General features: G+C 63.4%; 26 protein-coding genes and 1 riboswitch. Of the genes, 16 read left to right on the top strand and 10 right to left on the bottom strand.

Translation table 11 applies throughout. The features are described from left to right. Window positions 1-193: 193 nt before the first annotated feature. Together dapF and QVE23_RS01140 are read left to right on the top strand one after the other, a co-directional pair. A complete protein-coding gene (dapF, locus tag QVE23_RS01145) occupies window positions 194-1,036 on the top strand; it encodes a diaminopimelate epimerase (protein ID WP_051320066.1) in 843 nt (280 codons plus the stop codon). A 55-nt stretch (window positions 1,037-1,091) separates the two neighbouring features. Then, the gene (locus QVE23_RS01140; RefSeq protein ID WP_021747575.1) at window positions 1,092-2,387 is read left to right on the top strand and encodes a dicarboxylate/amino acid:cation symporter; all 1,296 of its coding nucleotides are present in this window, start codon (window positions 1,092-1,094) and stop codon (window positions 2,385-2,387) included. A gap of 54 nt (window positions 2,388-2,441) precedes the next feature. On the opposite strand, the gene sdaAA is transcribed toward QVE23_RS01140, so the two are convergent. Together sdaAA and sdaAB are read right to left on the bottom strand one after the other, a co-directional pair. Then, entirely contained in the window at window positions 2,442-3,335 is an 894-nt protein-coding gene (gene sdaAA / locus QVE23_RS01135) for an L-serine ammonia-lyase, iron-sulfur-dependent, subunit alpha (protein WP_287967447.1), read from the bottom strand. A 1-nt stretch (window position 3,336) separates the two neighbouring features. Continuing rightward, window positions 3,337-4,005 (bottom strand): L-serine ammonia-lyase, iron-sulfur-dependent subunit beta, encoded by a 669-nt coding sequence (gene sdaAB / locus QVE23_RS01130; RefSeq protein ID WP_174232994.1) that lies wholly within the window; start codon window positions 4,003-4,005, stop codon window positions 3,337-3,339. A gap of 136 nt (window positions 4,006-4,141) precedes the next feature. On the opposite strand from sdaAB, the gene QVE23_RS01125 reads away from it, so the two are divergent. Continuing rightward, window positions 4,142-5,500 (top strand): 8-oxoguanine deaminase, encoded by a 1,359-nt coding sequence (locus tag QVE23_RS01125; RefSeq protein ID WP_287554068.1) that lies wholly within the window; start codon window positions 4,142-4,144, stop codon window positions 5,498-5,500. A gap of 66 nt (window positions 5,501-5,566) precedes the next feature. On the opposite strand, the gene QVE23_RS01120 is transcribed toward QVE23_RS01125, so the two are convergent. Beyond that, a complete protein-coding gene (locus tag QVE23_RS01120) occupies window positions 5,567-5,920 on the bottom strand; it encodes a helix-turn-helix domain-containing protein (protein ID WP_158629814.1) in 354 nt (117 codons plus the stop codon). A 130-nt stretch (window positions 5,921-6,050) separates the two neighbouring features. Here QVE23_RS01120 and QVE23_RS10980 point away from each other — a divergent pair, with 130 nt between their 5' ends. Further along, window positions 6,051-6,305 carry an AbrB/MazE/SpoVT family DNA-binding domain-containing protein gene (locus QVE23_RS10980; protein ID WP_444050164.1) on the top strand — a complete coding sequence of 85 codons (255 nt, stop codon included), beginning with the start codon at window positions 6,051-6,053 and terminating at the stop codon, window positions 6,303-6,305. Between the two features lie 47 nt (window positions 6,306-6,352). On the opposite strand, the gene QVE23_RS01115 is transcribed toward QVE23_RS10980, so the two are convergent. From QVE23_RS01115 to QVE23_RS01105, 3 genes are all read right to left on the bottom strand, one after another. Then, complete coding sequence (locus tag QVE23_RS01115) at window positions 6,353-6,799, bottom strand: zinc ribbon domain-containing protein (protein ID WP_036629574.1); 447 nt, start codon at window positions 6,797-6,799, stop codon at window positions 6,353-6,355. 69 nt (window positions 6,800-6,868) lie between these two features. Next, window positions 6,869-7,789: a polysaccharide deacetylase family protein gene (locus QVE23_RS01110; RefSeq protein ID WP_287554066.1), complete on the bottom strand. Its 921-nt coding sequence runs from the start codon at window positions 7,787-7,789 to the stop codon at window positions 6,869-6,871. A 156-nt stretch (window positions 7,790-7,945) separates the two neighbouring features. Continuing rightward, complete coding sequence (locus tag QVE23_RS01105) at window positions 7,946-8,482, bottom strand: macro domain-containing protein (protein ID WP_136891608.1); 537 nt, start codon at window positions 8,480-8,482, stop codon at window positions 7,946-7,948. A gap of 178 nt (window positions 8,483-8,660) precedes the next feature. Between QVE23_RS01105 and QVE23_RS01100 the strand changes: the two genes are divergently transcribed. Together QVE23_RS01100 and mgtE are read left to right on the top strand one after the other, a co-directional pair. Then, window positions 8,661-9,326, top strand: a complete 666-nt coding sequence (locus QVE23_RS01100; RefSeq protein ID WP_021749849.1) for a beta/alpha barrel domain-containing protein — start codon at window positions 8,661-8,663, stop codon at window positions 9,324-9,326. A 64-nt stretch (window positions 9,327-9,390) separates the two neighbouring features. Next, a riboswitch (M-box (ykoK) riboswitch) is annotated at window positions 9,391-9,561 on the top strand. Between the two features lie 243 nt (window positions 9,562-9,804). Continuing rightward, window positions 9,805-11,154, top strand: coding sequence for a magnesium transporter (gene mgtE / locus QVE23_RS01095; RefSeq protein WP_025545283.1), 1,350 nt, complete (start codon window positions 9,805-9,807; stop codon window positions 11,152-11,154). Between the two features lie 75 nt (window positions 11,155-11,229). Here mgtE and selD read toward each other — a convergent pair whose 3' ends face one another. Genes selD through yqeC form a run of 3 tightly spaced genes read right to left on the bottom strand, consistent with a single transcriptional unit; the run spans window position 11,230 to window position 13,826 of the window. Then, the gene (selD, locus tag QVE23_RS01090) at window positions 11,230-12,270 is read right to left on the bottom strand and encodes a selenide, water dikinase SelD (RefSeq protein ID WP_025545284.1); all 1,041 of its coding nucleotides are present in this window, start codon (window positions 12,268-12,270) and stop codon (window positions 11,230-11,232) included. 48 nt (window positions 12,271-12,318) lie between these two features. Then, window positions 12,319-13,134, bottom strand: coding sequence for a selenium-dependent molybdenum cofactor biosynthesis protein YqeB (gene yqeB, locus QVE23_RS01085; RefSeq protein ID WP_287225997.1), 816 nt, complete (start codon window positions 13,132-13,134; stop codon window positions 12,319-12,321). After that, window positions 13,125-13,826 carry a selenium cofactor biosynthesis protein YqeC gene (gene yqeC / locus QVE23_RS01080; RefSeq protein ID WP_287225995.1) on the bottom strand — a complete coding sequence of 234 codons (702 nt, stop codon included), beginning with the start codon at window positions 13,824-13,826 and terminating at the stop codon, window positions 13,125-13,127. The genes yqeB and yqeC overlap by 10 nt, the downstream gene beginning before the upstream one ends. Window positions 13,827-13,987: 161 nt before the next feature. On the opposite strand from yqeC, the gene QVE23_RS01075 reads away from it, so the two are divergent. The 9 genes from QVE23_RS01075 to QVE23_RS01035 all read left to right on the top strand — a co-directional run bounded on the left by QVE23_RS01075 (window position 13,988) and on the right by QVE23_RS01035 (window position 21,618). Continuing rightward, window positions 13,988-14,827, top strand: coding sequence for a helix-turn-helix domain-containing protein (locus QVE23_RS01075; RefSeq protein ID WP_287966827.1), 840 nt, complete (start codon window positions 13,988-13,990; stop codon window positions 14,825-14,827). 116 nt (window positions 14,828-14,943) lie between these two features. Next, on the top strand, window positions 14,944-15,888 hold the full coding sequence (gene moaA / locus QVE23_RS01070; RefSeq protein WP_021749843.1) for a GTP 3',8-cyclase MoaA: 945 nt from the start codon (window positions 14,944-14,946) through the stop codon (window positions 15,886-15,888). Between the two features lie 5 nt (window positions 15,889-15,893). Then, a complete protein-coding gene (gene moaC / locus QVE23_RS01065) occupies window positions 15,894-16,373 on the top strand; it encodes a cyclic pyranopterin monophosphate synthase MoaC (protein WP_136891572.1) in 480 nt (159 codons plus the stop codon). 5 nt (window positions 16,374-16,378) lie between these two features. Next, a complete protein-coding gene (locus QVE23_RS01060; RefSeq protein ID WP_287967446.1) occupies window positions 16,379-16,822 on the top strand; it encodes an MOSC domain-containing protein in 444 nt (147 codons plus the stop codon). Continuing rightward, window positions 16,819-17,838, top strand: coding sequence for a molybdopterin-binding protein (locus tag QVE23_RS01055; protein WP_287966829.1), 1,020 nt, complete (start codon window positions 16,819-16,821; stop codon window positions 17,836-17,838). The genes QVE23_RS01060 and QVE23_RS01055 overlap by 4 nt, the downstream gene beginning before the upstream one ends. Before the next feature lie 133 nt (window positions 17,839-17,971). Continuing rightward, on the top strand, window positions 17,972-18,826 hold the full coding sequence (gene modA, locus QVE23_RS01050) for a molybdate ABC transporter substrate-binding protein (RefSeq protein WP_021749839.1): 855 nt from the start codon (window positions 17,972-17,974) through the stop codon (window positions 18,824-18,826). Between the two features lie 553 nt (window positions 18,827-19,379). Next, window positions 19,380-20,060: a molybdate ABC transporter permease subunit gene (modB, locus tag QVE23_RS01045; RefSeq protein WP_119310732.1), complete on the top strand. Its 681-nt coding sequence runs from the start codon at window positions 19,380-19,382 to the stop codon at window positions 20,058-20,060. Continuing rightward, window positions 20,060-21,106 carry a sulfate/molybdate ABC transporter ATP-binding protein gene (locus QVE23_RS01040; protein ID WP_021749837.1) on the top strand — a complete coding sequence of 349 codons (1,047 nt, stop codon included), beginning with the start codon at window positions 20,060-20,062 and terminating at the stop codon, window positions 21,104-21,106. The genes modB and QVE23_RS01040 overlap by 1 nt, the downstream gene beginning before the upstream one ends. Window positions 21,107-21,120: 14 nt before the next feature. Further along, window positions 21,121-21,618 (top strand): MogA/MoaB family molybdenum cofactor biosynthesis protein, encoded by a 498-nt coding sequence (locus tag QVE23_RS01035; protein WP_021749836.1) that lies wholly within the window; start codon window positions 21,121-21,123, stop codon window positions 21,616-21,618. Between the two features lie 51 nt (window positions 21,619-21,669). On the opposite strand, the gene QVE23_RS01030 is transcribed toward QVE23_RS01035, so the two are convergent. Continuing rightward, window positions 21,670-22,116, bottom strand: a complete 447-nt coding sequence (locus QVE23_RS01030) for an RrF2 family transcriptional regulator (protein WP_021749835.1) — start codon at window positions 22,114-22,116, stop codon at window positions 21,670-21,672. Between the two features lie 164 nt (window positions 22,117-22,280). Here QVE23_RS01030 and QVE23_RS01025 point away from each other — a divergent pair, with 164 nt between their 5' ends. Further along, on the top strand, window positions 22,281-23,453 hold the full coding sequence (locus QVE23_RS01025; protein WP_136891569.1) for an NAD(P)-dependent malic enzyme: 1,173 nt from the start codon (window positions 22,281-22,283) through the stop codon (window positions 23,451-23,453). The last annotated feature ends 223 nt before the right edge of the window (window positions 23,454-23,676 follow it).

Below are 23,676 nucleotides of genomic sequence, written 5' to 3'. Positions count from 1 at the left end.
CGCCGACAGCTTTGTTAGAATACCAAATCCTTCCCCTTTTGTCAATACCTTTTTCCTCTTTTCTCGATTTTTTTCGACCGTCTTCCCACTGACGTGGATTTCGCAGGTTCTGCATGGTTTTCCGCACATTCTCTGCTTTTCATTCTCAGTTCTCGCTGTTATAATAATGTATATACAAGAAGGAGGTGGAAACTTGAGATTTTGGAAAATGAACGGCGCGGGAAATGACTTTGTGATTCTGAACAACCTGGAGGAGCACCTCCCCCTGGAGCAGCTTCCACAAATCGCCCGGACGCTGTGTGAACGGCACATGTCCATCGGGGCGGACGGGTTGATGGTTGTGGATGCCCCCTCCCAGGGCGGAGATTATCGGATGCTGTTCTATAATTCTGATGGCAGCGTAGGTGAGATGTGTGGGAACGGTGCCCGCTGCATCTGCCGGTATGGCTACGAAAACGGGCTGGCCGGAGAGACGCAGACTGTGGAGACCACGGCAGGCATCGTCACCGGCCGGCGGATCGACCAGCGGCTGTACCGCATCCGGCTGAACGACCCCACCACCGTACGACTGGATAGCCCGGTAGAGGCAGACGGCGTGACATACGTCTGCTCCTATGTGGAGCTGGGAAATCCCGGCATCCCCCACGCCGTGGTGCCATACGCCGGACTGCGCCAAGCGGACGAAAACGAGCTGCGGGAGCTGGGCCGGGCCATTCGGTGGAACAAGGTCTTTCCCAAGGGTGCCAATGTGAACTTCTACGAGATCACCGGTGAAGATCTGATTTTCGAGCGGACATTTGAACGCGGCGTGGAGGACTTCACCTATGCCTGCGGCACTGGCACCGGATCTGTGGTGACCGTGCTGACTCTGCAGGGCAAAGTCTCCGGCCACGGCGTACAGGTGGATATGACCGGCGGCCGCTTGGTGATCGACGCGGAGCGGGTCCACTCCCATATCGCCAGCCTTTATCTGACAGGCCCCACCAACGTGGTGTGCCGGGGTGAAGTTACGGATGAGGACCTTATTATAATGTAAGGCCGGAAGGCCATACAGGTCAGCAGCTATTTCAATATGTATTGGAGGAGAGAGAATGAGTACACAGCTGAGCAAAAAGTCTGTTGCCCGGAACTATGCATTTCTGGCCGTCATGCTGGGGGCCATGATCCTGGGCTCCATCGTGGGCTGGATCTTCCCCCAGGAGCTGGATGCGGAGGGGAACGTCATCAGCGCCGGCGCCACGGTGCTGGAACCTCTGGGCACCCTGTTCCTGAATATGATGTTCTGCATCGTGGTGCCCATGGTGTTTTCGTCCATTGCCGGGTCTGTGGCTACCATGAAGAGCCGCAAACGGGCCGGCAAGATCATGGGCACCACCGTGCTGACCTTCGTCATCACCGGCGCCATCGCTGCGGTCATCATGATCGTCATTATGAAGATCTTCCCCCCGGTTCTGGAGCCCTGGACCAACCTGACTGAGGGCGTGGTGGAGGATCCCATCTCCATCCCGGACCTGATCGTGAACTTCTTCACGGTGAGCGACTTCTCCGGCCTGCTCAGCCGCAGCGCCATGCTGCCCCTGATCGTCTTCTCCATTCTGTTCGGCTTCGGCGTAAATCTGGGGCCGGGTCCTGACAGCCTGATTGCAAGATTCCTCACCAGCCTGTCCGAAGCTATGATGAAGGTCGTTCAGCTAGTCACCTACTACGCCCCCATCGCCTTCTTCGGCTTCTTCGCCAACCTGGTGGCCACCTACGGCTCCCAGATCGCTACGGACTATGCCCGGGCTCTGGTGGTGTACTATCCCCTCTGCTTCATTTATATTTTTGTGGCCTTCCCCTTGTTCGCCTGGTTCGGCGGCGGCAAGGGAGCGGTCAAGGAAATGTTCCGGCACATCGCCAAACCTGCCATCACTTCCCTGGGCACCTGCTCCTCCGTGGCCACCATCCCCACCAACATGGAAGAGGCGGAGGCCACCGGTATCTCCAAGGATGTCAGCGAGATCGTGGTTCCTCTGGGCGCCACCATGCACATGGATGGCTCCTGCTTCTCTTGCATTCTGAAGATCACGTTCCTCTTCGGCGTGTTCGGCCGGCCCTTTGACAGCATCGGCGACATGGCACTGATGGTGATTGTGGCCGTGCTGTCCTCCGTGGGCATGTCCGGCGTCCCCGGCGGCGGCTACATCGGCGAGTTCATCATGTGCTCCGTGTTCTTCCCGGACCAGCTGGCCATCGCCTATCCCATCGCCATCACCATCGGAAACCTGGTGGATCCCCCCGCTACCATGATCAACTCCGCCGGCGACTATGTGGTGAGCTTTTTGGTCTCCCGCTTTGTAGACGGCAAGGACTGGTTCCAGAAAGTCCTGGCCAGCCGGAACGCCTGATCTTCCCTTTCGCAAAAAGAAGGACCTGCCGCAGGGCAGGTCCTTCTTTCGTCCTCACAGCTCCTGTTCCTGGGAGCGGCGCTCTTCCCGCTTTGCCTTCACGCTCTGTCCGAATGGTGTGGCGGCGAGACCGCCCAGAGCGGTCTCCCGCAGCTCTACCGGCAGCCGGCGGCCCACGTCGCCCATGCAGTCGATCACCTGGTCCACAGGCACCCGGCTCTCAATGCCCGCCAGGGCCATGTCCGCCGCGCTGACGGCATTCACCGCGCCGATGACGTTTCGCTTGACGCAGGGGACCTCCACCAGTCCCGCCACCGGATCGCACACCAGGCCCATCAGGTTCTTCAGCGCCATCGCCACGGCGTGGCCGATCTGCTCCGGCCCGCCGCCCCGCAGGTCCACCAGGGCCCCCGCCGCCATGGCCGCAGCCGTGCCTACCTCCGCCTGGCAGCCGCCGGAGGCGCCGGAGATGGACGCCCGGTAGCCAACCACCGCGCCGATACCGGCAGCCACATACAGCGCCCGGACGATGGCCTCCTCATCCACGGTGCCCCGGCGGTACAGCGGCACCAGCACCGCCGGCAGCACGCCGCAGGCCCCCGCCGTGGGTGCCGCCACGATCCGGTGCATGCAGGCGTTGGACTCCGCCACGCACAGGGCCGTGGCGATCACCTCCTGCAGATAGGGGCCGCAGAGCGTCTCCTGTTCGGCGGCGTAGTCCCACATCCTCTGGGCGTCGCCCCCCACCAGGCCGCTGACGCTGCGCCGGTCCGCCCGGTAGGTGTCCACGGACTCCACCATGGCCCGCCAGGTGGCGTGCATCTTCTCAAAGGAGGCCTCCGCCGTCACCTGCCGCTCCTCCACGTCCGTATCCCGCACCACCTGCCAGAAGGGCTTCCGCCCCGCCTGGATCTTGTCGAAGATCTCCTGCATGGAATCCAGAGCCATTTCAGTCTTCCTCCTTCTCGTAGTAGGTGGCGCCCAAGACGCCGTAGAGCGCCTGGATACGCTCCAGGGCATCCGCCGGGATCTTCTGGTCCGTCTCCACCACCGTCAGGGCAGCGCCGCCCCGGCGGTCCCGGTTCAGGCTCATGTTGGCGATGTTCACCCCGCTGACGGAGAGCTCATTGAGAATCCGGGACAGCTCTCCGGCCACGTCCTGGTGGCGGACCACCAGGGTGTTGAAGATGCCGGTGAAGCTCACCTCCACTCCATCCAGCCGATCCACCCGGATGCGGCCGCCGCCGGTGGAGGCCGCCTGCAGCTCCAGCTTCCGCCCGTCGGCACTCTCCACCGTCAGCACCGCCGTGTTGGGGTGGGCATCCCGCAGACGGGCCGTGTGGAAGTGGAATTCCAACCCCTGGTTGGCGGCGATCTCAAAGCTCTGAGGAATGCCCAGATCGTCCGGCTTCATCCCCAGGAGGCCCGCCACCAGCGCCCGGTCCGTGCCGTGGCCTCGGCCGGTATCGGCAAAGGAGCCGTGGAGGCCGATGTCCGCCCGCGCCACTTCCGCCCCCAGCAGGGTCCTGGCCATGCGGCCGATCCGCACCGCCCCCGCTGTATGGGAGCTGGAGGGGCCCACCATCACAGGGCCCAGAATATCAAAGATGTCCAGCATATCCGTGTTCCTCCCGGTGATCCGAAATTGCTCTCAGCGTATCACATCCTCCCCGTTTCCGCAAGAAGTTTTCCCGGGAAAGTTGACCTTTCTCCCGCCGTCCTTTATACTGGGAGCAGAAAGGAGCGTGACCGCCATGTCCTCTTTGCTGCTGCGCAATCTGCGGACCATCCTCACCTGTGATGACGGCGACGCCGTGCTGGAGCACGCCGACCTCTATTGCGAAAACGGCATCATCCGCGGTCTGGGCCCAGACCTGCCCCAGACCGCAGACACTGTGATCGACGGGTCCCATTACTGGTGCTATCCCGGCCTCATCAACACCCACCACCACCTGTATCAGGTGTTCTCCCGGAACCTGCCCCAGGTGCAGAATCTGGAGCTGTTCGACTGGCTCACCGCCCTGTATGAGATCTGGAAGGGCCTGGACGAGCAGGTGGTGCGTCTCAGCTCCCTCACTGGCATGGGGGAGCTGCTGAAGCACGGCTGCACCACCTGCTTTGACCACCACTATGTCTTTCCCGCCGGATGCGGAGACCTGATCGGCGCCCAGTTCGCCGCCGCGGAGGAGCTGGGGATGCGGATGTTCGCCTCCCGGGGCAGCATGGACCTCTCCCGCAAGGACGGCGGCCTGCCGCCGGACAGCGTGGTCCAGACGGTGGACGCCATCATGAAGGACTCCGCCCGGGTGATCGAGGCGTACCATGACCCGTCCTTCGGGTCCATGCGGCAGGTGGCCCTGGCCCCCTGCTCCCCCTTCTCCGTCAGCGGAGAGCTACTGCGGCAGAGCGCCATCCTGGCCCGGCAGTACGGCGTCCGGCTCCACACCCACCTGTGTGAGACGAGGGACGAGGAGCACTACACCTTGGAGCACTACGGCGTCCGGCCACTGGAGTACATGGCATCTCTGGGCTGGACAGGCCCGGATGTGTGGTACGCCCACGGCATCCACTTCAACGACGAGGAGCTGCGGGAGCTGGCCCGCACCGGCACCGGCGTGGCCCACTGCCCCATCAGCAACATGAAGTTGGCCTCCGGCGTGGCCCGGGTGCCGGAGATGCTGGCGCTGGGCGTCCCGGTGGGATTGGCGGTGGACGGCTCCGCCAGCAACGACGGGTCGTCCCTGATGGAGGAGCTGCGGGTGTGCTACCTGCTCCACCGGCTGACCTCCAGCGAGAAGGCCCCCTCCGGGTATCAGGTGCTGAAGATGGCCACCCGGGGCAGCGCCCGGCTGCTGGGCCGGGAGGACATCGGGCAGCTGGCTGTGGGCAAGTGCGCGGACCTCTTCCTGGTGGATTCCCGCCGACTGGAGCTGGTGGGCGGCGCGTACAGTCCCGCCGACGTGCTGGCCACGGTAGGCCTCCGCGGCCCGGTGGACTACACGGTGGTGAACGGCCGGGTCGTGGTGAAGGAGGGGCATCTCGTCACCATCGACGAGGAAAAAACCGCCGCCGATGCCCGGAATGCCTGCGGGGCGTATCTGGCAAAGGCGTAAAAAGAGCCGCTGCATCGGTTGATGCAGCGGCTCTTTTCTATTTATAAATTATAAAGGAGCGGTTGTTCAATTCCGGATTTCAGTCTCGTCCGCCCGCATCAACTGGATATACCGCAGCAGATGGCCACACTCCGCCTCTTGCAGACGTCTGACCTCGTGGAGCAGCGCCGTCCGATTCTCTCCCGCTTCTCCCTTCCGCCGGTTGTATTCCAGACTCTCCCCCAACATATAATCCACGCTGGCGTGGTAGAGATTCGCCATGCCCAGCAGGACAACAGTAGAACAGATATCTCGTCCCGTCTCAATATTGGACACATAATTTGGGCTGATTCCCAGAGTCTCCGCCGCTTGCTCCTGGGTCATACCAGCCGCCCTGCGGAGTGCCTGAATCCGTTTTCCGATAGCTTTTGTATCAATCATCACCATACCCCATTTCAGGTACAGTGTATAGTATGAGTTATTCCAGTTTGAACATCCTATATTTCATATAAATATTGACTATATTCTGGAATTTTAGTATGATAGAACCGCAAATTGTCGAAAAAGGAGGATGTCAGATATGAAAAACGTGGGAATACCGAGAAGGCTGGACGAGCTGGGACGGATTGTGATCCCGATAGATGTGCGCCGGGCTCTGTCTCTAAATGAGCGGGACACCGTAATGTTTTTTCTGGATGAAAAATCCCGCACGGTAATCCTGAAGAAAGAAGTCCCCTCCTGCATCTGCTGCCATGCTGCGGATTCTCTCAGGCAGCTCCCCCATGGGATCTATGTGTGCGAAAGCTGTCTTGCGCAGCTGTCCTGAAAAAATCCAGGCGCCGGACCGCGGGTTTCCGCAGTCCGGCGCTTGTGTCAGTTCTCTTTCCATCGCCCCAGTGTGGGCAGAAGGCTCCGCATATAGGCGCGGCACGCCTCCGGATCCGTCCGGCCCAGGGGCATGTGGGGCAGGCAGTGCTCCACCATCTCCTCCATGGTGCAGTCCTGGGCAAAGCCCTCTCCATCCCAGCACCACATGCAGTACTGCTCATTGAAGCTGCCGTCTGTGTTTTTGGCCAGGATGTCATCATTCAGCGGCATTCCACAGCTCTGGCAGACCAGGGTCCGGGGACTGCCCAGCAGGGTGTTGATGGACACGCCGAACAGCCTTGACAGCGCCTGGAGCGTCTCCACCTCCGGGATCGTCTCTCCCCGTTCCCAGCGGCTCACTGCCTGCCGGGTGACAAACAGCCGCTCCGCCACCTCGCTCTGGGACAGACCCGTCCGCTGCCGCAGCTGGGCGAACACCTCTTGAAACTCCATTCCCATCACCTCGGGACCAGTCTATCACAACAGGGCAGCGGCGTAAAGCAACCGTCGGTTGCCTGCCGCTCACGCGGCGGCGGGCACCGTCTCCGCAGGCAGGGGCGGCACCTGGAAGCGGAAGTAGTCGTAATTATAGGTGCGGTTGGGCTCCACCTCGTCCCCAAAGCGCAGCTGGATCAGCTCGCTGACCGTCACCAGCTGGTAGCCCTGCTCCAGCAGCCAGGGCACCAGGACCTCCGTGGCCGCCACCGTGCTCTCGTAGATGCTGTGGAGCAGGATCACCTGTCCGTCCAGATTCCCGGCGTTCTCCACGCCGGTCACCACCTTGTCCGCGTCCTTGGAGCGCCAGTCCTCCGTGTCGATGGACCAAGTGACGATGCTCCGGCCGGAGGTGGTCTTCAGCGTCTTGTTCATGGAGCCATAGGGCGGCCGCAGCAGCGCGGGCGTGGTCCCCAGCACCTCCTGAAACAGCGCGTCCGCCGCGGCCTGATCCGCCTGCTGGGCGGCCTGATCCATCTTGCCCAGGTTTGCGTGGCGGTAAGAGTGGCTGCCGATCTCGCAGCCCATGTCCGCCGCCCGGCGGACTGCCTCCGGCGCCTTGGGGAGATTCCGCGCCACTTCGAAGAAGGTAGCCACCGCGCCGTGCTCCTCCAGAATATCCAAAATCTGGTCCGTGTAGACCGCGTGGGGACCATCGTCAAAGGTCAGGGCCACCATGGGGCGGGTGGGATCCACCACCCGCTGGGGCTCCGGCAGCGTCTCCACGGGAGTTCCGCCGCCCTCTTCCGGGGAGGGCTCCGAAGCATTCTCCCCGCCTGCCTCCTGGCTGTCCGGGAGGAGCTCCGGCATCTCGCCGGGAGCGGGGAGAACCTGAGCCGGGGGCGCCTCTGACACCAAATGCTCCGGCGGGGTCTTGGCGGGGGTCACAATGGTGCCGCAGGAGCTCAGCAGCAGGCAGGACAGCAGAAGGGAAACCAGTCGTTTCATGATGGGATACCTTTCTTTCATCTCTTGTTTGAGTCTATCATACGGAATGCCCCGGGAAAAATCGGGTCAAAACGGATACAAAAAGGTCAAAAAGAGTGACAAAAGAAACGAAGAGTGACAAACGCCGGAGCGGGAAAGGTCCCGCTCCGGCGTTCTTTACATCCGCTGGTCCTTGCCCTCCGCGTACCAGAGGTTCCAGGTCCGGCGGTAGACCTCTGCCGCCTGCTCCGAATGGCAGACCATCCGCACCCGCTCCGGCAGGGCATGGTCCGCCAGGAAGTCCATGATGGCCCGCAGGGCCACGGTGGCCGCCAGCGGCAACGGATACCCGTAGACTCCCGTGGATATGGAGCAGAAGTCCAGGGTGCGGATGCTGTGGGCCTCCGCCAAAAGCAGGCAGCTGCGGTAGCAGGAGGCCAGCAGGGCCGCCTCCCCCTGCTCCCCGCCCTGCCAGACGGGACCCGGCGTGTGGATCACATACCGGGCCCGCAGGCGGTAGCCCGCCGTCAGCTTGGCCCGCCCCCGCTCGCAGCCCCCCAGCGTCCGGCACTCCGCCAGCAGCTCCGGCCCCGCCGCCGCGTGGATGGCCCCGTCCACCCCGGCGCCGCCCAGCAGCGTGGGATTGGCCGCGTTGACAATGGCCTCCGCGTCCGAACGGGTGATATCTCCCACCAGAATGGAAAAGCGATCCATAGCCGTCCTCCTGTTCCCCTGTGCCGTCCCGACACATCTCGTCTCTTAACAGTATATCTCCCGCCGGAAAAAAAGCAAGCCCGGATCCGGGCTTGTCCCGCGTGGCTTCCTGCGGTATAATTTGCCTGTGAACAACCACCTGTGCCCGGCGTTCTGCCGCCGGGAGAAAGGAGTCCCTATGGCAAAACAGGTCCCCTCCTACACTGGGACGCTGCGCAATCACTCCCTGACCATCCCCGCCTGCGTCAGCGAGTGCAGCGGCATCCGTATTTTCGGCCGGCGCATCAAGTCCCTGGCCTTTTCCACCGATGTAGCCATCATCAAGAACATCAACGCGGATGCCATCATCGCCGTCTATCCCTTCACGCCCCAGCCGGTGATCTCCCAGGCCATCATCAGCGTGTCCGACGTGCCGGTATTCGTGGGCGTGGGCGGCGGAATCACCACCGGCTCCCGCTCCGTCCGGCTGGCCATCCAGTCCGAGCACCAGGGTGCCTACGGCGTGGTGCTGAATGCCCCCACCTCCGACGATGTCATCCGCCAGATCAAAAAGGTGGTGGACATTCCCGTGGTCATCACGGTGGTCTCCGCTCACACGGACATCGGCAGCCGCCTGGAGGCGGGAGCCGACTTTCTCAATGTCTCCGGCGCCGCCGCCACGCCGGAGATCGTGGCGGAGATCCGCCGGGACTTCCCGAAGGTTCCCATCATCGCCACCGGCGGCCCCACAGAGGAGTCGATCCTCCGCACCATCCAGGCCGGAGCCAATGCCATTACATACACCCCGCCCTCCAACGGCGTGCTGTTCGCCCGTATCATGAACCAGCACCGGAAGGCGCTGTGAGGTCATGGCGAAAATTTTTTTGAGGCGACGGGGTTGACAAACGTCCGTCCAGGCGGTTATAATGACGGCGAATCGGTAGGTGAGGCTACCACGGGGATTCGGAATCATCCAAAGACTGCTGCCGCACAGTTGTGGAGACACAACCAGCTGGTCAACAGGCCGCGTCGACAACAAGGCGCCGCTTAACGCAGTTGCTACGCCCCGTGAAGCTAAAGCTTGGACGAAGACGCCCATTGTGTGCAGCTCTCCCTGCCGGATTTCCGGCAGGGATTTTTTTGCTGTGGAAAAGCACGGCCAAAAATTCAAACGCGCCATTTCCCCGTCCCTTCGGGGCAGCTGGAAAGGATGCGCAAAACCTCACACAGCCGATGTTCCTAACGCGCGAACGCGCATAGAGTTTTATGCAGAAAGGAGGTGCGGACCATGGAAAGCGCCAGTCAGCCACCCAGACAATACAGTCGAAAGCGAGGTAACGACTATGACCATGTTCAACAAGGATCAGATCTTTCAGCTTTTGGAGAGCCGGGACGGCGAGGCGCTCCGCGCCCTTTGGCAGGGCCGCGGCGCCGTGGACATCGCCGCCCTCCTGGACTCCGTGGAGGACGGTGCCCGGCAGGCGGCGGTGTTCCGCACGCTGCCCAAGGACCTGGCGGCAGATGTGTTCTCCTATCTCCCCGGTCCCACTCAGGCCACCCTGGCCCGCTCTTTCGCGGACGGGGAGCTGCAGCAGATTTTTGACGCCCTGCATCTGGACGACGCGGCGGATTTTCTGGAGGAGCTTCCCGCTAACCTGGTGACCCGCATCCTCCGCTCCGCCAGCCCTCAGCGCCGTATGGCGGTAAATGCCCTGCTGCGCTATCCGGCGGACAGTGCCGGCAGCGTCATGACGCCGGAGTTTGTCTCCCTCCGGCCGGGCGATACGGTCCGGCAGGCGCTGGATACCATCCGCCGCACCGGAATCCACAAGGAGACGGTCTACACCTGCTATGTGCTGGAGCACCGGCAGCTGCTGGGCGTGGTGTCGGCCAAGGACCTGCTGACAGCCGCGGAGGATGCCGCTGTGGCGGACCTGATGGTCACGGATGTGGTATCTGTGGGTACGCTCACAGACCGGGAAGAGGCCGCCCGGCTCCTGGCGAAATATGACCTGCTGGCCTTGCCGGTGCTGGATGGAGAGGAGCGGATGGTGGGCATCGTCACCGTGGATGATGCCATGGATGTCCTGACGGAGGCCGCCGCAGAGGATCTCTCCATCATGGCGGCGGTGACGCCGGACGAGAAGCCCTACTTCGCCGCCTCCGCCTGGGAGCACGCCCGCCATCGGGTAGTGTGGCTGCTGATTTTGATGCTGTCCGCCGCCATCACCGGCTCTATCATCACCCGGTACGAGGACGCCATCTCCGCCGTGCCCCTGCTGGTGGCCTTTCTACCCATGCTGATGGACACCGGCGGAAACTGCGGCTCCCAGAGCGCCACGCTGGTGATCCGGGGGCTGGCTCTGGAAGAGATCCGCCCCCGGGACGCGCTGCGGGTGATCCGCAAGGAGCTGGCGGTAGCCGCCATCGTCAGCGCCGTCCTAGCCGCGGCCAACGGCCTGCGGATCTACCTTCAGTACCATGACAGCGCCATCGCCCTGGTGATCTCCCTGTCCCTGGCGGCCACGGTGGTGCTGGCCAAGCTGGTGGGCTGTATGCTGCCCATTGCCGCCAAGCAGCTCCACATGGATCCGGCCATCATGGCCTCCCCCCTCATCACTACCATTGTGGATGCCGGGGCGGTGCTGATCTACTTCCAGGCCGCCGCCGCGCTCCTGCGCCTGCCCGTTTAAGGGTTCCGCCCGGTACGGGCGCAAAACAGGTGCCTGCCAGAAATCCGGCAGGCACCTGTTTCCCATTTTCGACTTTCACCGCAGGAAGATGCGTTTCCCGCCTCGGTAGGCCTTCACGACGCCGATCCGCTGGGCACTGGGAACGCGGCCCTGCAGCTCCCGGTGCAGCGCCTCCGCGTCTGCCGGGTCCACGGCCATGAGGAGGCCCCCAGCGGTCTGGGGATCATAGAGCAGGTCCTGTCTGCACAGCGCGGTCTCCCCTGCATCCACGCCCACCTCCGCAAAGGCGCGGTTACGGTACATCCCCGCCGGCAGCAGACCCATGTTTGCAAACTCCAGCGCCTCCGGAATCAGGTCGATGGCGTCCACCTCCAGCTCCAGCTCCACATCGCTGCCCTGGGCCATCTCATAGCTGTGGCCCAGCAGGCCAAAGCCCGTTACATCCGTGCAGGCGTGGACGCGGTACTTCACCATGGCGTCCCGGGCGGACTTGTTCAGGGTGGTCATCAGTTCCTCTGCCAAAGCCCGCCCCTCGGCCGACAGCATCTCCGCCTTCTGTGCGGTGGTGAGGACACCGATACCGATGGGCTTCGTCAGCAGCAGCACGTCCCCCGGCCGGGCGCCGGAGTTGGTCAGCACCCGGTCCGGATGGACGAAGCCGGTGACCGCCAGGCCGTACTTGGGCTCGTCGTCCAGGATGCTGTGGCCGCCGGTGATGAGCGCCCCCGCCTCATACACCTTGTCATAGCCGCCTCGCAACAGCTGGTGCACCGCCTCTTTCGGCATGGACTCCGGCACGGCCATGATGTTCAGGCACAGCTTGGGCTCGCCGCCCATGGCGTACACATCGGAGAGGGCGTTGGTGGCCGCGATCTGTCCGAACAGGTACGGGTCGTCGGCAATGGGCGGGAAGAAATCCACCGTCTGCACCAAGGCCAGATCGTCGCTGACCTTATAGACCGAGGCGTCATCGCTCTTGTCGAACCCCACCAGCAGATTGGGGTCCCGATGCACCTGGATGCCGTCCAGCAGCTGGGCCAGCACACCGGCCCCCACTTTGGCGCCGCACCCGGCACACTTGGCCAGCTTCGTCAGCTTGACATCATTTTCAGGCATGATTCTTCCTCCCGTTTCCTCAGTTTGATCGTCCCCGACAGGCTGCACCTAACCGGAATACCCACCTGCGCGGTCTTTCAGCGCTCCCGTCAGGTCCAAAATCGCCTCCAGCACACCGCCGCCAATGGCCAGGGCCTTGTCGCTGGCGGTATAGCAGTGCTCCACCTTGCAGCGGGGGTCGATGTCCCCGGCCTTCATCCCTTTGTGCACCGGGGTATCATCCGGCAGGATACCCCGCAGGACGCCGTCCAGGGTGCAGGTCATGGGCACGCCGTTCACCGTGGCGGCCACATCCCCCTGCCGCACCTGGGCGCCAATGTCCAGCAGCTGGTGAAACACGCCGTCCGCCGGGGCCCGCAGCACTCGTTCCCCGGCAAAGCCGCCGATGAGCCCCGGGATCCCGGTATTGGGCAGCGCACTGCCCGCATGGATCACCCGGCCCAGCGTGTGGCCCCGCATGGTCTCCACCACCGCGTGACAGTCCACCCCGGCAGTGAAGCCCGGCCCCACGCCGATGACCACCGGGGCATCGGTGATCCGGGTGCCCAGATTCCGCTTGGCCAGGATGGCGTCCACCACCGCGTCCGGCTTCAAAATCGAGATACAGGCTCCCTCCGGGTCCACCAGCACCGGGACTACATTCTCTTGCAAAAGGGCCATAGCCGCCTCCGGTGTCTCCACCCGGCGGGCGGTGACATCCTCCACCTTTGTCTCTCCCAACACGATGGCCTGGGAGAAGGCTACGGTCCGCCGGATGGCAGTTGGGGCCGGTATATCGGTCATAATCACCGATATATGCGCCCTTTTCAGCCGAAGAGCAATACCGGTGGCCAAATCACCGGCGCCTCGGATGATTACCAGCATGGAAAATACTCCCTCCTCCACAAACTGCCGGCCAGAACCGGACAGTCCATCAGGCGCGCCAGGACCCTGGCATCTGCCAGATTCCACAGCGTCTCCACCTGATTGACATAAACTTTCGTGTGCAGATCTTCGGATCGAAGCACCCTCGCCTCGGCCTCCGGCGTGGCCTCCGCCGCCTCCGGCACCCCCGCAAGAAGCGCGTACCGCTCCGGCCGGTGAGCGGCCGCAGCGATGGGACGGCCGAAGCCGGAGGCCCCCACCACGCAGATGGTCTGATTGGCCTCAGTTGGGATCACCGGCTCGTGGGGGGCGTGCGCCTTCAGGGGACGGCGGGCAGCGCCGTCCGCCTCCACCAGAATGTAGTCGAATTGCTCCGCCAGCACCGCCATGGGCGTCTCTGGGGCCGTCAGCTTACCCGTTCCCGGTACGTCTGTCCCGGCACACAGCAGCTGATGCGCCCTGCGCAGTTCGTCCAGCTCCGCCGCTGTCCGGGCGCAGGGCAGGTCCGAAAACGGGAGAATCTTGGTGGTGGTGCACAGCAGGACCGGATGCTGTCCGGCCAGCTCCTCGCCCAGGGTCCGCAGGAGAGTGGTCTTTCCCCCGCCGCCGATGACGGCAGTGACACCGGGACGGATATCCAGCAGCTGGGAAAGGGTCATGGCGCATTCTCCCTCTATCGTTCTTCTTTTCATAGAATAGCACCTCCTCCTTTCCTCGTCAAGCAAGTCCGCCGGGACTGCCTGTTTTTCAGGCTTTTGGCAGTGTGCAACTGCCAGTTGCCAAATTTTCAGGTCCCCTTGGTGGACTTTTGCCCACTCTCCCACTATACTGGAACCACAAAGGAGGGCGCGGTATGAGCCTTGGAACCAACATCAGCCGCCTGCGGGCGGAGAAACGCCTGTCTCAGGGGGACCTGGCGGAAGTGCTGGAGGTGAGCCGCCAGTCCGTCAGCAAGTGGGAGACGGATTCCAGTGTGCCGGACCTGGACAAGCTGATAAAGCTGAGCCAGCTCTTCGGTGTGACGCTGGATGAACTGGTGACGGGAGCAGAGCCCCAACTGAAGGTGGAGACGCCTCCGGTCATGGTGTCTCCGTCAATGCCGGGTCGGAAGATCGCCGGGATCATCCTCTTCTGCATGGCCTTTCTGGCGTTTCTGATCCCCACGGGGCTGGGGGGGATCCTCATCGGCCTGATCCTGGCCGTTCCGTTTCTGGTGTGCGGGATCATCTGTTTTCTCGTCCGAAAGCGGCCGGGGCTGTGGTGCGCCTGGGCAGCGTACTTGGCGGTTTACATCTTTTGCTACTATGGCACCCGCATCAGCTGGAATCTTTTCTTTTTCACGTTCTCTTGGGAGGAAGTCGGAACCCCCGTCTATACCTTTGCAGCGTGGATCCAATCGCTGATGATACTGGCTCTGCTGATTGGGACTGTCCGCTCCTTCTGCACATTCTCCTTTCCTCCCACCCGGCGGAATGGAGTGATTCTGGTCGTGCTATGGATTGAATTCCTGGCGTACCGATTGCTGACCGCGCCCATCGCCGACTTGCTCTCAGCACCGGAAATTCCTGTGACCTCCATGTGGGCCTTGATGGCTCTGATTCTTATGGCAGGCATCGCCTCCCTCATTCTGCTGGCCATTGTCTTGACGCTGTCGGTGCGGATGGCTGCCGCCTGGAGGGCCTCTCACTGCTGATACTTTTCGGTTCACGCCCCGACATTGGCCGGGGCGTTTTTCTTGACTTTTCCCGCAGGGCGCTTATAATATAGTATATCGTTTATCTCACTTGAGTATCACGGTTGGAGGACATTATGCGGGACAGCTGCGGACGGACAATCGACTACCTGCGGCTCAGCGTCACGGACCTGTGCAACTACCGGTGCCAATACTGTATGCCGCCCGAGGGCGTGGAGAAGCGGCTTCACAGCGATATTCTCTCCATCGAAGAGCTGGCGGAGATCGCCGCGGCGGCGGTTCGGTGCGGGGTAAAGAAGATCCGCCTCACCGGCGGGGAGCCTCTGGTGCGGCGGGGATTGCCGGACCTGTGCCGGATGCTGCGGGCCATCCCCGGGTTGGCGGAGCTGTGCCTCACTACCAACGGCTCCCTCCTGCCCCAGCTGGCAAGACCCCTGCGGGATGCGGGGGTGGACCGGCTGAACATCAGCCTGGATACGCTGCGGCCGGACCGGTTCGCCGCCATGACCCGGCTGGGGACCCTCCAGGACGTGCTTGCGGGCATTAAAGCCGCGGAGGCGGCTGGATTCCGGAATCTAAAATTTGACACCGTCCTCATCGGCGGGTTCAACGACGATGAGATCGAAGATTTTGTGAATCTCAGCCGGGAGCATCCCTGGGAGATGCGGTTCATCGAGCTGATGCCCATGGGCCCCTGCGCCGGGTGGGATCGGAGCCGCTTCCTGCCTGCAGAAACGGTGCTGGACCGGATGGCAGAGCTGGAACCCATCGAGGCCCAGGGCGTGGCCCGGCGGTACCAGCTGCCCGGCGCGCTGGGGACAGTGGGGCTCATCTCCCCAGTGAGCCACGACTTCTGCGCGGACTGCCGCCGGATTCGGGTGACGGCGGACGGCAAGCTGAAGGGCTGCCTCCACAGCCGGGAAGAGATCCCCCTCCGGGGCCTCCACGGCCAGGCGCTGGAGGACGCCGTCCGGCGGGGCATCCTCCACAAGCCGGAGCGCCACCATCTCACAGAACGGTCCAGCGACACGCCCCGAAACATGAATCAGATCGGAGGATGACCACCATGGCGGAATTGACCCATTTCAATGAACAGGGCCGGGCCAGGATGGTGGATGTGACGGAGAAGGCCGTCACCCACCGCCGGGCAGTGGCTGCCGGGGAGATCCACATGGCCCCGGAGACATTGCAGAACATCAAGGACGGCACCTTGAAAAAGGGCGACGTGCTGGCGGTAGCCCAGGTGGCGGGCATCCAGGCGGCCAAGCACAACTGGGAGCTGATCCCCATGTGCCACCCCCTGCCCCTGACAGGTATCGACATCACCTTCGCCCTGTCCGATTCCCCTTGCATGGTGGAGATCCAGGCCGCCGTCACCTGCACCGGCGTTACCGGGGTGGAGATGGAGGCCCTGACAGCCGTGTCCGTGGCGGCGCTGACCATCTATGACATGTGCAAGGCAGTCCAAAAGGACATGCGCATTGAAAACATCCGCCTGCTGTCCAAGTCCGGCGGCAAGAGCGGAGATTACCAGATCAAGGAGTGAGCCTGTTGGCAAACGTGGTATCGGTCAACATCAGCGAGCGGAAGGGGGAGCAGAAGCACCCCGTCCCGGAAATCCAACTAAAGTTCCGCCACGGCATCGTGGGGGACGCCCACGCCGGGGACTGGCACCGGCAGATCTCCCTGCTGGCGGAGGAGAGCGTGGACACCATGCGGGCGAGCTGCCCCATCCCACTGGATCCGGGGGTGTTTGCGGAGAACATCAACACCGAGGGCGTCGACCTGAAACACCTGCCGGTGGGCACCCATCTGCGGATCGGTGAGACGGAGGTGGAGGTGACCCAAATCGGCAAGGAGTGCCACAGCGACTGCGCCATCAAGCAGGCGGTGGGCAGGTGCGTCATGCCCACGGAGGGCATCTTCGCCGTGGTGGTCCGGGAGGGCGTGGTCCGTCCCGGCGATGAGATCGAGATTCTGGAGGCGGAAGCATGAAGCTGATACGGACGGAGGATGCGGTGGGCCATGTGCTGTGCCACGACCTGACCCAGATCATCAAGGACCAGTACAAGGATGCCCGGTTCCGCAAGGGCCATGTGGTGGCGCCGGAGGACATCCCGGTGCTGCTCGGCATGGGCAAGGAGCACCTGTACGTGTGGGAGATGACGCCTGGGATGCTCCACGAGGATGAGGGGGCGGAGCGCCTGCTGGCCCTGTGTGCCAACGAGAATATGGAGCGGAGCGGCGTCAAAGAGGGCAAGATCGAGCTGAAGGCATCCTGCGACGGGCTGTTCCTGGTCCGGTCGGAATCCCTGCGGGCGGTAAACGCCATCGATGAGCTGATGATCGCCACCCGGAAGGGGGGTACAGCCGTCAAAAAAGGCGACAAGCTGGCGGGGATGCGGGTGATCCCCCTGATCATCGCGGAGGAGAAGCTGACAGCCGCCAAAGCGGCCGCCGGAGATCCCCCCCTGCTGGAGCTACGGCCCTGGGTGCGAAAAACCGCCGCCATCGTGGCCACCGGCAGCGAGGTGAAGAAGGGATTGATCCAGGACACCTTCACTCCGGTGGTGAAGGACAAATTGAGCGCCTATGGCATCGAGACCATCTCCGTCTCCTATTCCGGCGATGGGGTGGAGAACGTGGCAGGCGCCATCTCCCAAGCCCGGCAGACTGGGGCGGAAGTCATCCTCTGCACCGGGGGTATGAGCGTGGACCCCGACGATAACACCCCCGGCGGGATCAGGCAGAGCGGGGCGAAGATCGTCACCTACGGCGCCCCGGTGCTTCCCGGCGCTATGTTCCTGCTGGGCTACTACGATGACGGCACCCCCGTCATGGGCCTGCCCGGCTGCGTCATGTACGCCGGGGCCACCATCTTCGACCTAGTGCTGCCCTGGGTGGCGGCGGATGTAAGCGTCACCAAGGAGTGGATCGTCTCCCTGGGGGAGGGCGGCCTGTGTCTCGGCTGCCAGCCCTGCCGCTGGCCCATCTGCCCCTTTGGAAAGTAAAAATCAGCCCGCGCCGGAGCGTCCGGCGCAGGTTTTTTCCATTCGTTATCCTCATTTGAATATCACGTTAGTTTGACACCGGACTTGCAAAGCCGGGTTCAACATATTATCATCAAGAAAGGAAGATTTCGCCATGAAAAAGCTTTTCTCCCTCGTTCTGGCCCTGTCCATGGCGCTGGCCCTGACCGCCTGCGGCGGCAGTGCGGACACCGACAGCACCACCACAGACGACACCACAGAGACCACCGCCAAACCGGTAGAGCTGTACGTCTTTGCCGCGGCCTCCATGCAGGAGTCCCTGGATCAGGTCATCGAGGCCTACAAGGCCGTGGCTCCGGAAGTCGCCGTCGTGGCGACTTATGACTCCTCCGGCACCCTGAAAACCCAGATCCAGGAGGGAGCCGACTGTGATGTGTTCATCTCCGCCGCTCCCAAGCAGATGAACCAGTTGGACGCCGAGGGCGGCGAGGAGAACACCGAGGGCCTGGACCTGGTGAATAGCGCCACCCGCCTGGACCTGCTGGAGAACAAGGTGACCCTGGCCGTTCCCGAGGGCAACCCCAAGGGCATCGAGTCCTTTGACCAGCTGGCGGGGCTGCTGGCCAGCGGCGATGTGTTCCTGGCCATGGGCAACAGCGACGTTCCGGTGGGCCAGTACACTCAGAAGATCTTCACCTACTACGGTCTGAATGAGGAGACCCTGGCCAGTTCCGGCGTGCTGACCTACGGCTCCAACGTGAAGGAGGTCACCACCCAGGTCTCTGAGGGCACCGTGGACTGCGGCGTGATCTACGCCACCGACGCCTTCTCCGCCGGTCTGACCGTGGTGGACGAGGCCACCGCTGAGATGTGCGGCCAGGTGATCTACCCCGCCGCCGTCATGAAAAACAGCGCCAATCCCGATGCTGCCAAGGCCTTCCTGGACTTCCTGTCGACCGACGAGGCCATGGCCTGCTTCGAGGCGGTAGGCTTCAGCCCCATGGTGTGAGTTCAAGCAGATTGGAAATAGGCGTCTGATAAGGCTGGATCGTTTAAAATGCTTTCTGACAGCCCTTGATCCCCTCATTCCAAACTCCGGATTTCTTATTTTCCAAAGGAACCTTATGGCCTGGTCCCCTCTTTACAACTCATTGCGGATCGCCGCCATCGTTCCCATTGGGACTTGGCTCAATGGGAGCCCTTGATTTGATTTTGCTCGGCCAGGCAGAGCCCGGCCTCTCCAAGGTTTTGCTTTGCAAAACGCTTGTACGCCACTTCTGCGGCGGCCCGCCTCTGGCGGGTCGGGATGGCAGACGCCCCCTTTCCCCAGGAGGTTTTTTGAAATGGACTGGTACCCTCTCTACAACTCATTGCGGATCGCCGCCATCGTTCCCATTGGGCCTTGGCCCAATGGGAGCCCTTGATTTGATTTTGCTCGGCCAGGCAGAGCCCGGCCTCTCCAAGGTTTTGCTTTGCAAAACGCTTGTACGCCACTTCTGCGGCGGCCCGCCTCTGGCGGGTCGGGATGGCAGACGCCCCCTTTCCCCAGGAGGTTTTTTGAAATGGACTGGTACCCTCTCTACAACTCATTGCGGATCGCCGCCATCTCCACGGTGGCGGTATTCTTCCTGGGGATCCTGGCGGCGTACTACATCGCCAAGCTGCCCCGGCTGGTGAAGGGCGTGCTGGATGTGGTGCTGACCCTGCCCCTGGTGCTGCCGCCCACCGTGGTGGGCTGGCTGCTGCTGGTGCTGCTGGGGCCCAACCGCCCCATCGGCGCCTGGGTGCAGGCCCACTTCGGCCTGAGGCTGGTGATGACCTGGTGGTCCGCTGTCTTTGCCACGGTGGTGGTGGCCTTCCCCCTGATGTACCGCACCGCCCGGGGGGCCTTTGAGAGCTTCGATCCTACGCTGGCGGAAGCTGCGGCGACCCTGGGCCGGTCCAATATCTGGATCTTCTGGCGGGTGCGGATGCCCGTGTGCCGCCAGGGCATCCTGGCGGGGACTGTGCTGGCCTTTGCCCGGGCTCTGGGGGAGTATGGTGCCACCTCCATGATCGCCGGCTACACCCCCGGCCGCACCGCCACCATCTCCACCACCGTCTATCAGCTCTGGCGGACCGACAATGACACAGAGGCCCTCCGCTGGGTGCTGGTGAACATTGCCATCTCCGCTGTATTCCTGTTGGCAGTGAACCTGCTGGAAGCCCGCCAGAAACGGGCCGGAAAAGGGGGCAGACGGTAATGGCGCTTTCCGTGGACATCCGAAAGGCCCTGGGAAATTTTCATCTGGCGGTCCAGTTTGACGCCGGGGATGAGACGCTGGCCCTGCTGGGGGCCTCGGGGTGCGGCAAGTCTGTGACCCTCAAGTGCATCGCCGGCATTCTGACGCCGGACGAGGGACACATCGAGCTGGACGGTGTTACCCTTTACGACAGCGCCTCCAGAATCAACCTGCCGCCCCAGCGGCGGCAGGTCGGGTACCTGTTCCAGCAGTACGCTCTGTTCCCCAACATGACGGTGCGGCAGAACATCGCCGCAGCCGTGCGGGACAAGGCCCGCCGCCAAACAGAGGTGGCGGAGAAGCTGCGGCAGTTCCGGCTGGAGGCCGTGGCAGACCAGAAGCCGGGGCAGCTCTCCGGCGGGCAGCAGCAGCGGTGCGCCCTGGCCCGAATCCTGGCGTCGGAGCCCACGGCCATCCTGCTGGACGAGCCCTTCTCCGCCCTGGACAGCTACCTGAAATACCAGCTGGAACTGGAGCTGGCAGAGACACTGGGCGGATTCCCGGGCACGGTGCTGTGGGTCTCCCATGACCGGGGGGAGGTGTTCCGGAACTGCCGCCGGGTGTGTGTCATAGACCGGGGCAGATCCCAGCCTGTGACCACCCTGGGGGAGCTGTTCCGCAGCCCCGGCACAGAGGCCGCTGCCCGGCTCTCCGGCTGCAAGAACTATGCCGACGCCCGGCCAAGGGAGGATGCGGTGTTTCTTCCGGACTGGGGACTGACGCTCTCCTGCGGCCGTCCGGTGCCGGAGGGCGTCTGCCGGATCGGCATCCGGGCCCACCATGTTCAGCTGGCCGGTCCCGGGGCGGAAAACGCCTTCTCCTGCACGGCAGTAAAGGTGGTGGAGGACGTGTTTTCCACCATCGTGCTGCTGCGGCCGGAGGGCGCGGCGCCGGAGGCGCCCCTGCTGCGGATGGAGCTGGACAAGGACAACTGGCAGGCGGTGCCGGACAAGGACCGCCTCACCGTCTCCGTTCCGCCGGAGGCCATTCTGCTGCTGGAATCGTGAAGGAGTGATCTACCATGTTCAAAGCCGCTGTCCTGACCGTCAGCGACCGGAGTTTCCGGGGAGAGCGCCCTGACGCGGGCGGGCCTCTGGTTGTGGAAATTCTGAAAAACGCCGGGTACGCGGTGACGGAGACCGCCATTGTCCCGGACGAGAAGGGCCGGATCGAGGCTGCCCTGCGGCAGTGGTGCGACCGGGAGCCGGTGGATCTCATCGTCACCACCGGAGGCACCGGCTTCGCCCCCCGGGATGTGACGCCGGAGGCCACCCTCGCCGTGTGTGACCGGCTGACCCCCGGCATTCCGGAGGCCATGCGCTACGCCTCCATGCAGGTGACGAACCGGGCCATGCTGTCCCGGGCCGCGGCGGGCATCCGGAAGGGGACGCTCATCGTGAATCTCCCCGGCTCTCCCAAGGCGGCCAGGGAAAACCTGGAGGCCGTCCTCCCCGCGCTCGCCCACGGGCTGGAGATGCTCTCCGGACGGCCCGCCGACTGCGCCGGGCTGACGGACTGACCTGCTTTTCAAACAAACGCCGGCCTCTATATGAGGCCGGCGTTTTGCCATTCAGTCTGTGGAGGGTCGGGACGCTCTCCCCTGTTTCTCCAATTCCTCCCGCACCAGATCCGCCAGGGTGAAGCGGTCTACATATTCGTTCACGGCCGCATACAGGCCCGTCCAGAAGTCCAGGGTCGGGCAGACGCCGCACCGCTCGCAGGCGTTCTCCTCCGTCTCCAGGCAGGCCACCGGGGCTAGATTTCCCTCTGTCAGCCGGAGGATACTGCCCAGGGTATACTCCTCCGGCGCTTTCGTCAGACGATATCCCCCCAGGGCGCCCCGCCCGCTGCGGAGGAATCCCGCCTTTCCCAGCAGACCCGCGATCTGCTCCAGATACTTCATGGAAATGCCCTGCCGGGCGGCCACATCCTTCAAGGAGACGAACTCCTCCCCGCCGTGGACCGCCACATCGATCATCAGGCGCAGGGCGTACCGCCCCTTGGTCGAAATCTTCACGAAACCGCCTCCTTTTCTGTCCCATCTATTTTGCCACAGGCGCTTCCGGAATGCAAGAGACCGCCTGGATTTTCCCCGCCCCGCCGGCACCGGAAATTGACAACCGTCCGCTTTTCCCGTACAATAAAAACAACTTTTGAGCGTTATGGAGAGGAGTACCGATCATGGATTACGCAAAGGAATCCCTGCGCCTGCATTCCGAGTGGAGGGGCAAGCTGGAGGTGACGCCCCGGGCCCAGGTGGACAGCAAGGAGGCGCTGTCCCTGGCCTACACCCCCGGCGTGGCCCAGCCCTGCCTGGAGATCCAGAAGGACATCAGCAAGAGCTACGAGCTGACCCGCCGGTGGAACACCGTGGCGGTGGTCACCGACGGCTCCGCCGTCCTGGGGCTGGGAGACATCGGCCCGGAGGCGGGGATGCCCGTCATGGAGGGCAAATGCGTCCTGTTCAAGGCCTTCGGCGGCGTGGACGCCATTCCCCTGTGCGTCCGCAGCCACGACGTGGACGAGATCGTGAACACCGTGGCCCTGCTGGCCGGGTCCTTCGGCGGCGTGAATCTGGAGGATATCGCCGCCCCCCGGTGCTTTGAGATTGAGCGGAAGCTGAAGGAGCGGTGCGACATCCCCATCTTCCACGACGATCAGCACGGCACCGCCGTCATCACCCTGGCGGGGCTCACCAACGCCCTGAAAGTGGTGGGCAAGCGGCTGGAGGATGTCCGAATCGTTATCAACGGTGCCGGCGCCGCCGCCGTCTCCATCACGAAGCTGCTGCTCTCCGCCGGGGCAGGGGACGTGACCCTCTGTGACCGGAAGGGCGCCATCTACGCCGGCCGCAGCGACGGCATGAACTGGATCAAGGAGGAGATGGCCCAGGTGACGAATCCGGAGAAGCGGACCGGCTCCCTGGCGGACGTGCTGGCGGGGGCTGATGTGTTCATCGGCGTGTCCGCCCCCGGCGCCGTGACCAAGGAGATGGTGCAGACCATGAACGCTGGAGCCGTCATCTTCGCCTGCGCCAACCCCACGCCGGAGATCTTCCCCGACGACGCCAAGGCCGGCGGTGCGGCGGTGGTGGCCACCGGCCGCAGCGACTATCCCAACCAGATCAACAACGTGCTGGCCTTCCCCGGCATCTTCCGGGGCGCCCTCGATGCCCGGGCCAGCGACATCAACGACGCTATGAAGATCGCCGCCGCCCATGCCTTGGCGGAGCTAGTGGGAGACGACCTCTCTGCCGACTATATCATCCCCGCCGCCTTCGATCCACGGGTACGGGACGCGGTGGCCTCCGCTGTGGAGCAGGCCGCCCGCGCCTCCGGCGTGGCCAGAGTCTGAGTCCTCCGCTGCTGTTCACGTATGCAGAAGGCCCCGGCTGTCCTTTTGGACAGCCGGGGCCTTTTTCGTCAGGTTCAAATGTCCACGCTGGGGACCGCTTTCACCTCTCCGTCGTGGGGGCCCTCCCGGAACCAGCGGACGATCTCATCCAGCGCCTCCTCCCGGACAAAGTCGCCGCCGTGCTGAAAGATCTCCGCCATCCGGCGCTCCTGGTCCGTGGCGG

The organism is Oscillibacter sp. KLE 1728 (genome assembly GCF_934833455.1).
GTDB classification, from domain to species: domain Bacteria; phylum Bacillota; class Clostridia; order Oscillospirales; family Oscillospiraceae; genus Oscillibacter; species Oscillibacter welbionis.
The sequence above is the reverse complement of the archived record's forward strand: the minus strand, read 5'-3'. Positions and strand labels throughout refer to the sequence as shown.

What these genes read in the sequence shown, in the direction of transcription:
- QVE23_RS01055 (WP_287966829.1), top strand. Translation starts at nt 16,819, where the DNA reads ATGAAGCTGATACGGACGGAGGATGCGGTGGGCCATGTGCTGTGCCAC.
- QVE23_RS01115 (WP_036629574.1), bottom strand. Translation starts at nt 6,799, where the DNA reads ATGGAGTTTCAAGAGGTGTTCGCCCAGCTGCGGCAGCGGACGGGTCTG.
- modA (WP_021749839.1), top strand. Translation starts at nt 17,972, where the DNA reads ATGAAAAAGCTTTTCTCCCTCGTTCTGGCCCTGTCCATGGCGCTGGCC.
- QVE23_RS01075 (WP_287966827.1), top strand. Translation starts at nt 13,988, where the DNA reads ATGAGCCTTGGAACCAACATCAGCCGCCTGCGGGCGGAGAAACGCCTG.
- QVE23_RS01125 (WP_287554068.1), top strand. Translation starts at nt 4,142, where the DNA reads ATGTCCTCTTTGCTGCTGCGCAATCTGCGGACCATCCTCACCTGTGAT.
- QVE23_RS01110 (WP_287554066.1), bottom strand. Translation starts at nt 7,789, where the DNA reads ATGAAACGACTGGTTTCCCTTCTGCTGTCCTGCCTGCTGCTGAGCTCC.
- sdaAA (WP_287967447.1), bottom strand. Translation starts at nt 3,335, where the DNA reads ATGGCTCTGGATTCCATGCAGGAGATCTTCGACAAGATCCAGGCGGGG.
- moaC (WP_136891572.1), top strand. Translation starts at nt 15,894, where the DNA reads ATGGCGGAATTGACCCATTTCAATGAACAGGGCCGGGCCAGGATGGTG.
- QVE23_RS01140 (WP_021747575.1), top strand. Translation starts at nt 1,092, where the DNA reads ATGAGTACACAGCTGAGCAAAAAGTCTGTTGCCCGGAACTATGCATTT.
- QVE23_RS01025 (WP_136891569.1), top strand. Translation starts at nt 22,281, where the DNA reads ATGGATTACGCAAAGGAATCCCTGCGCCTGCATTCCGAGTGGAGGGGC.
- yqeB (WP_287225997.1), bottom strand. Translation starts at nt 13,134, where the DNA reads ATGCTGGTAATCATCCGAGGCGCCGGTGATTTGGCCACCGGTATTGCT.
- QVE23_RS10980 (WP_444050164.1), top strand. Translation starts at nt 6,051, where the DNA reads ATGTCAGATATGAAAAACGTGGGAATACCGAGAAGGCTGGACGAGCTG.
- QVE23_RS01040 (WP_021749837.1), top strand. Translation starts at nt 20,060, where the DNA reads ATGGCGCTTTCCGTGGACATCCGAAAGGCCCTGGGAAATTTTCATCTG.
- yqeC (WP_287225995.1), bottom strand. Translation starts at nt 13,826, where the DNA reads ATGAAAAGAAGAACGATAGAGGGAGAATGCGCCATGACCCTTTCCCAG.
- modB (WP_119310732.1), top strand. Translation starts at nt 19,380, where the DNA reads ATGGACTGGTACCCTCTCTACAACTCATTGCGGATCGCCGCCATCTCC.
- moaA (WP_021749843.1), top strand. Translation starts at nt 14,944, where the DNA reads ATGCGGGACAGCTGCGGACGGACAATCGACTACCTGCGGCTCAGCGTC.
- selD (WP_025545284.1), bottom strand. Translation starts at nt 12,270, where the DNA reads ATGCCTGAAAATGATGTCAAGCTGACGAAGCTGGCCAAGTGTGCCGGG.
- sdaAB (WP_174232994.1), bottom strand. Translation starts at nt 4,005, where the DNA reads ATGCTGGACATCTTTGATATTCTGGGCCCTGTGATGGTGGGCCCCTCC.
- mgtE (WP_025545283.1), top strand. Translation starts at nt 9,805, where the DNA reads ATGACCATGTTCAACAAGGATCAGATCTTTCAGCTTTTGGAGAGCCGG.
- QVE23_RS01105 (WP_136891608.1), bottom strand. Translation starts at nt 8,482, where the DNA reads ATGGATCGCTTTTCCATTCTGGTGGGAGATATCACCCGTTCGGACGCG.
- QVE23_RS01100 (WP_021749849.1), top strand. Translation starts at nt 8,661, where the DNA reads ATGGCAAAACAGGTCCCCTCCTACACTGGGACGCTGCGCAATCACTCC.
- QVE23_RS01035 (WP_021749836.1), top strand. Translation starts at nt 21,121, where the DNA reads ATGTTCAAAGCCGCTGTCCTGACCGTCAGCGACCGGAGTTTCCGGGGA.
- QVE23_RS01120 (WP_158629814.1), bottom strand. Translation starts at nt 5,920, where the DNA reads ATGATTGATACAAAAGCTATCGGAAAACGGATTCAGGCACTCCGCAGG.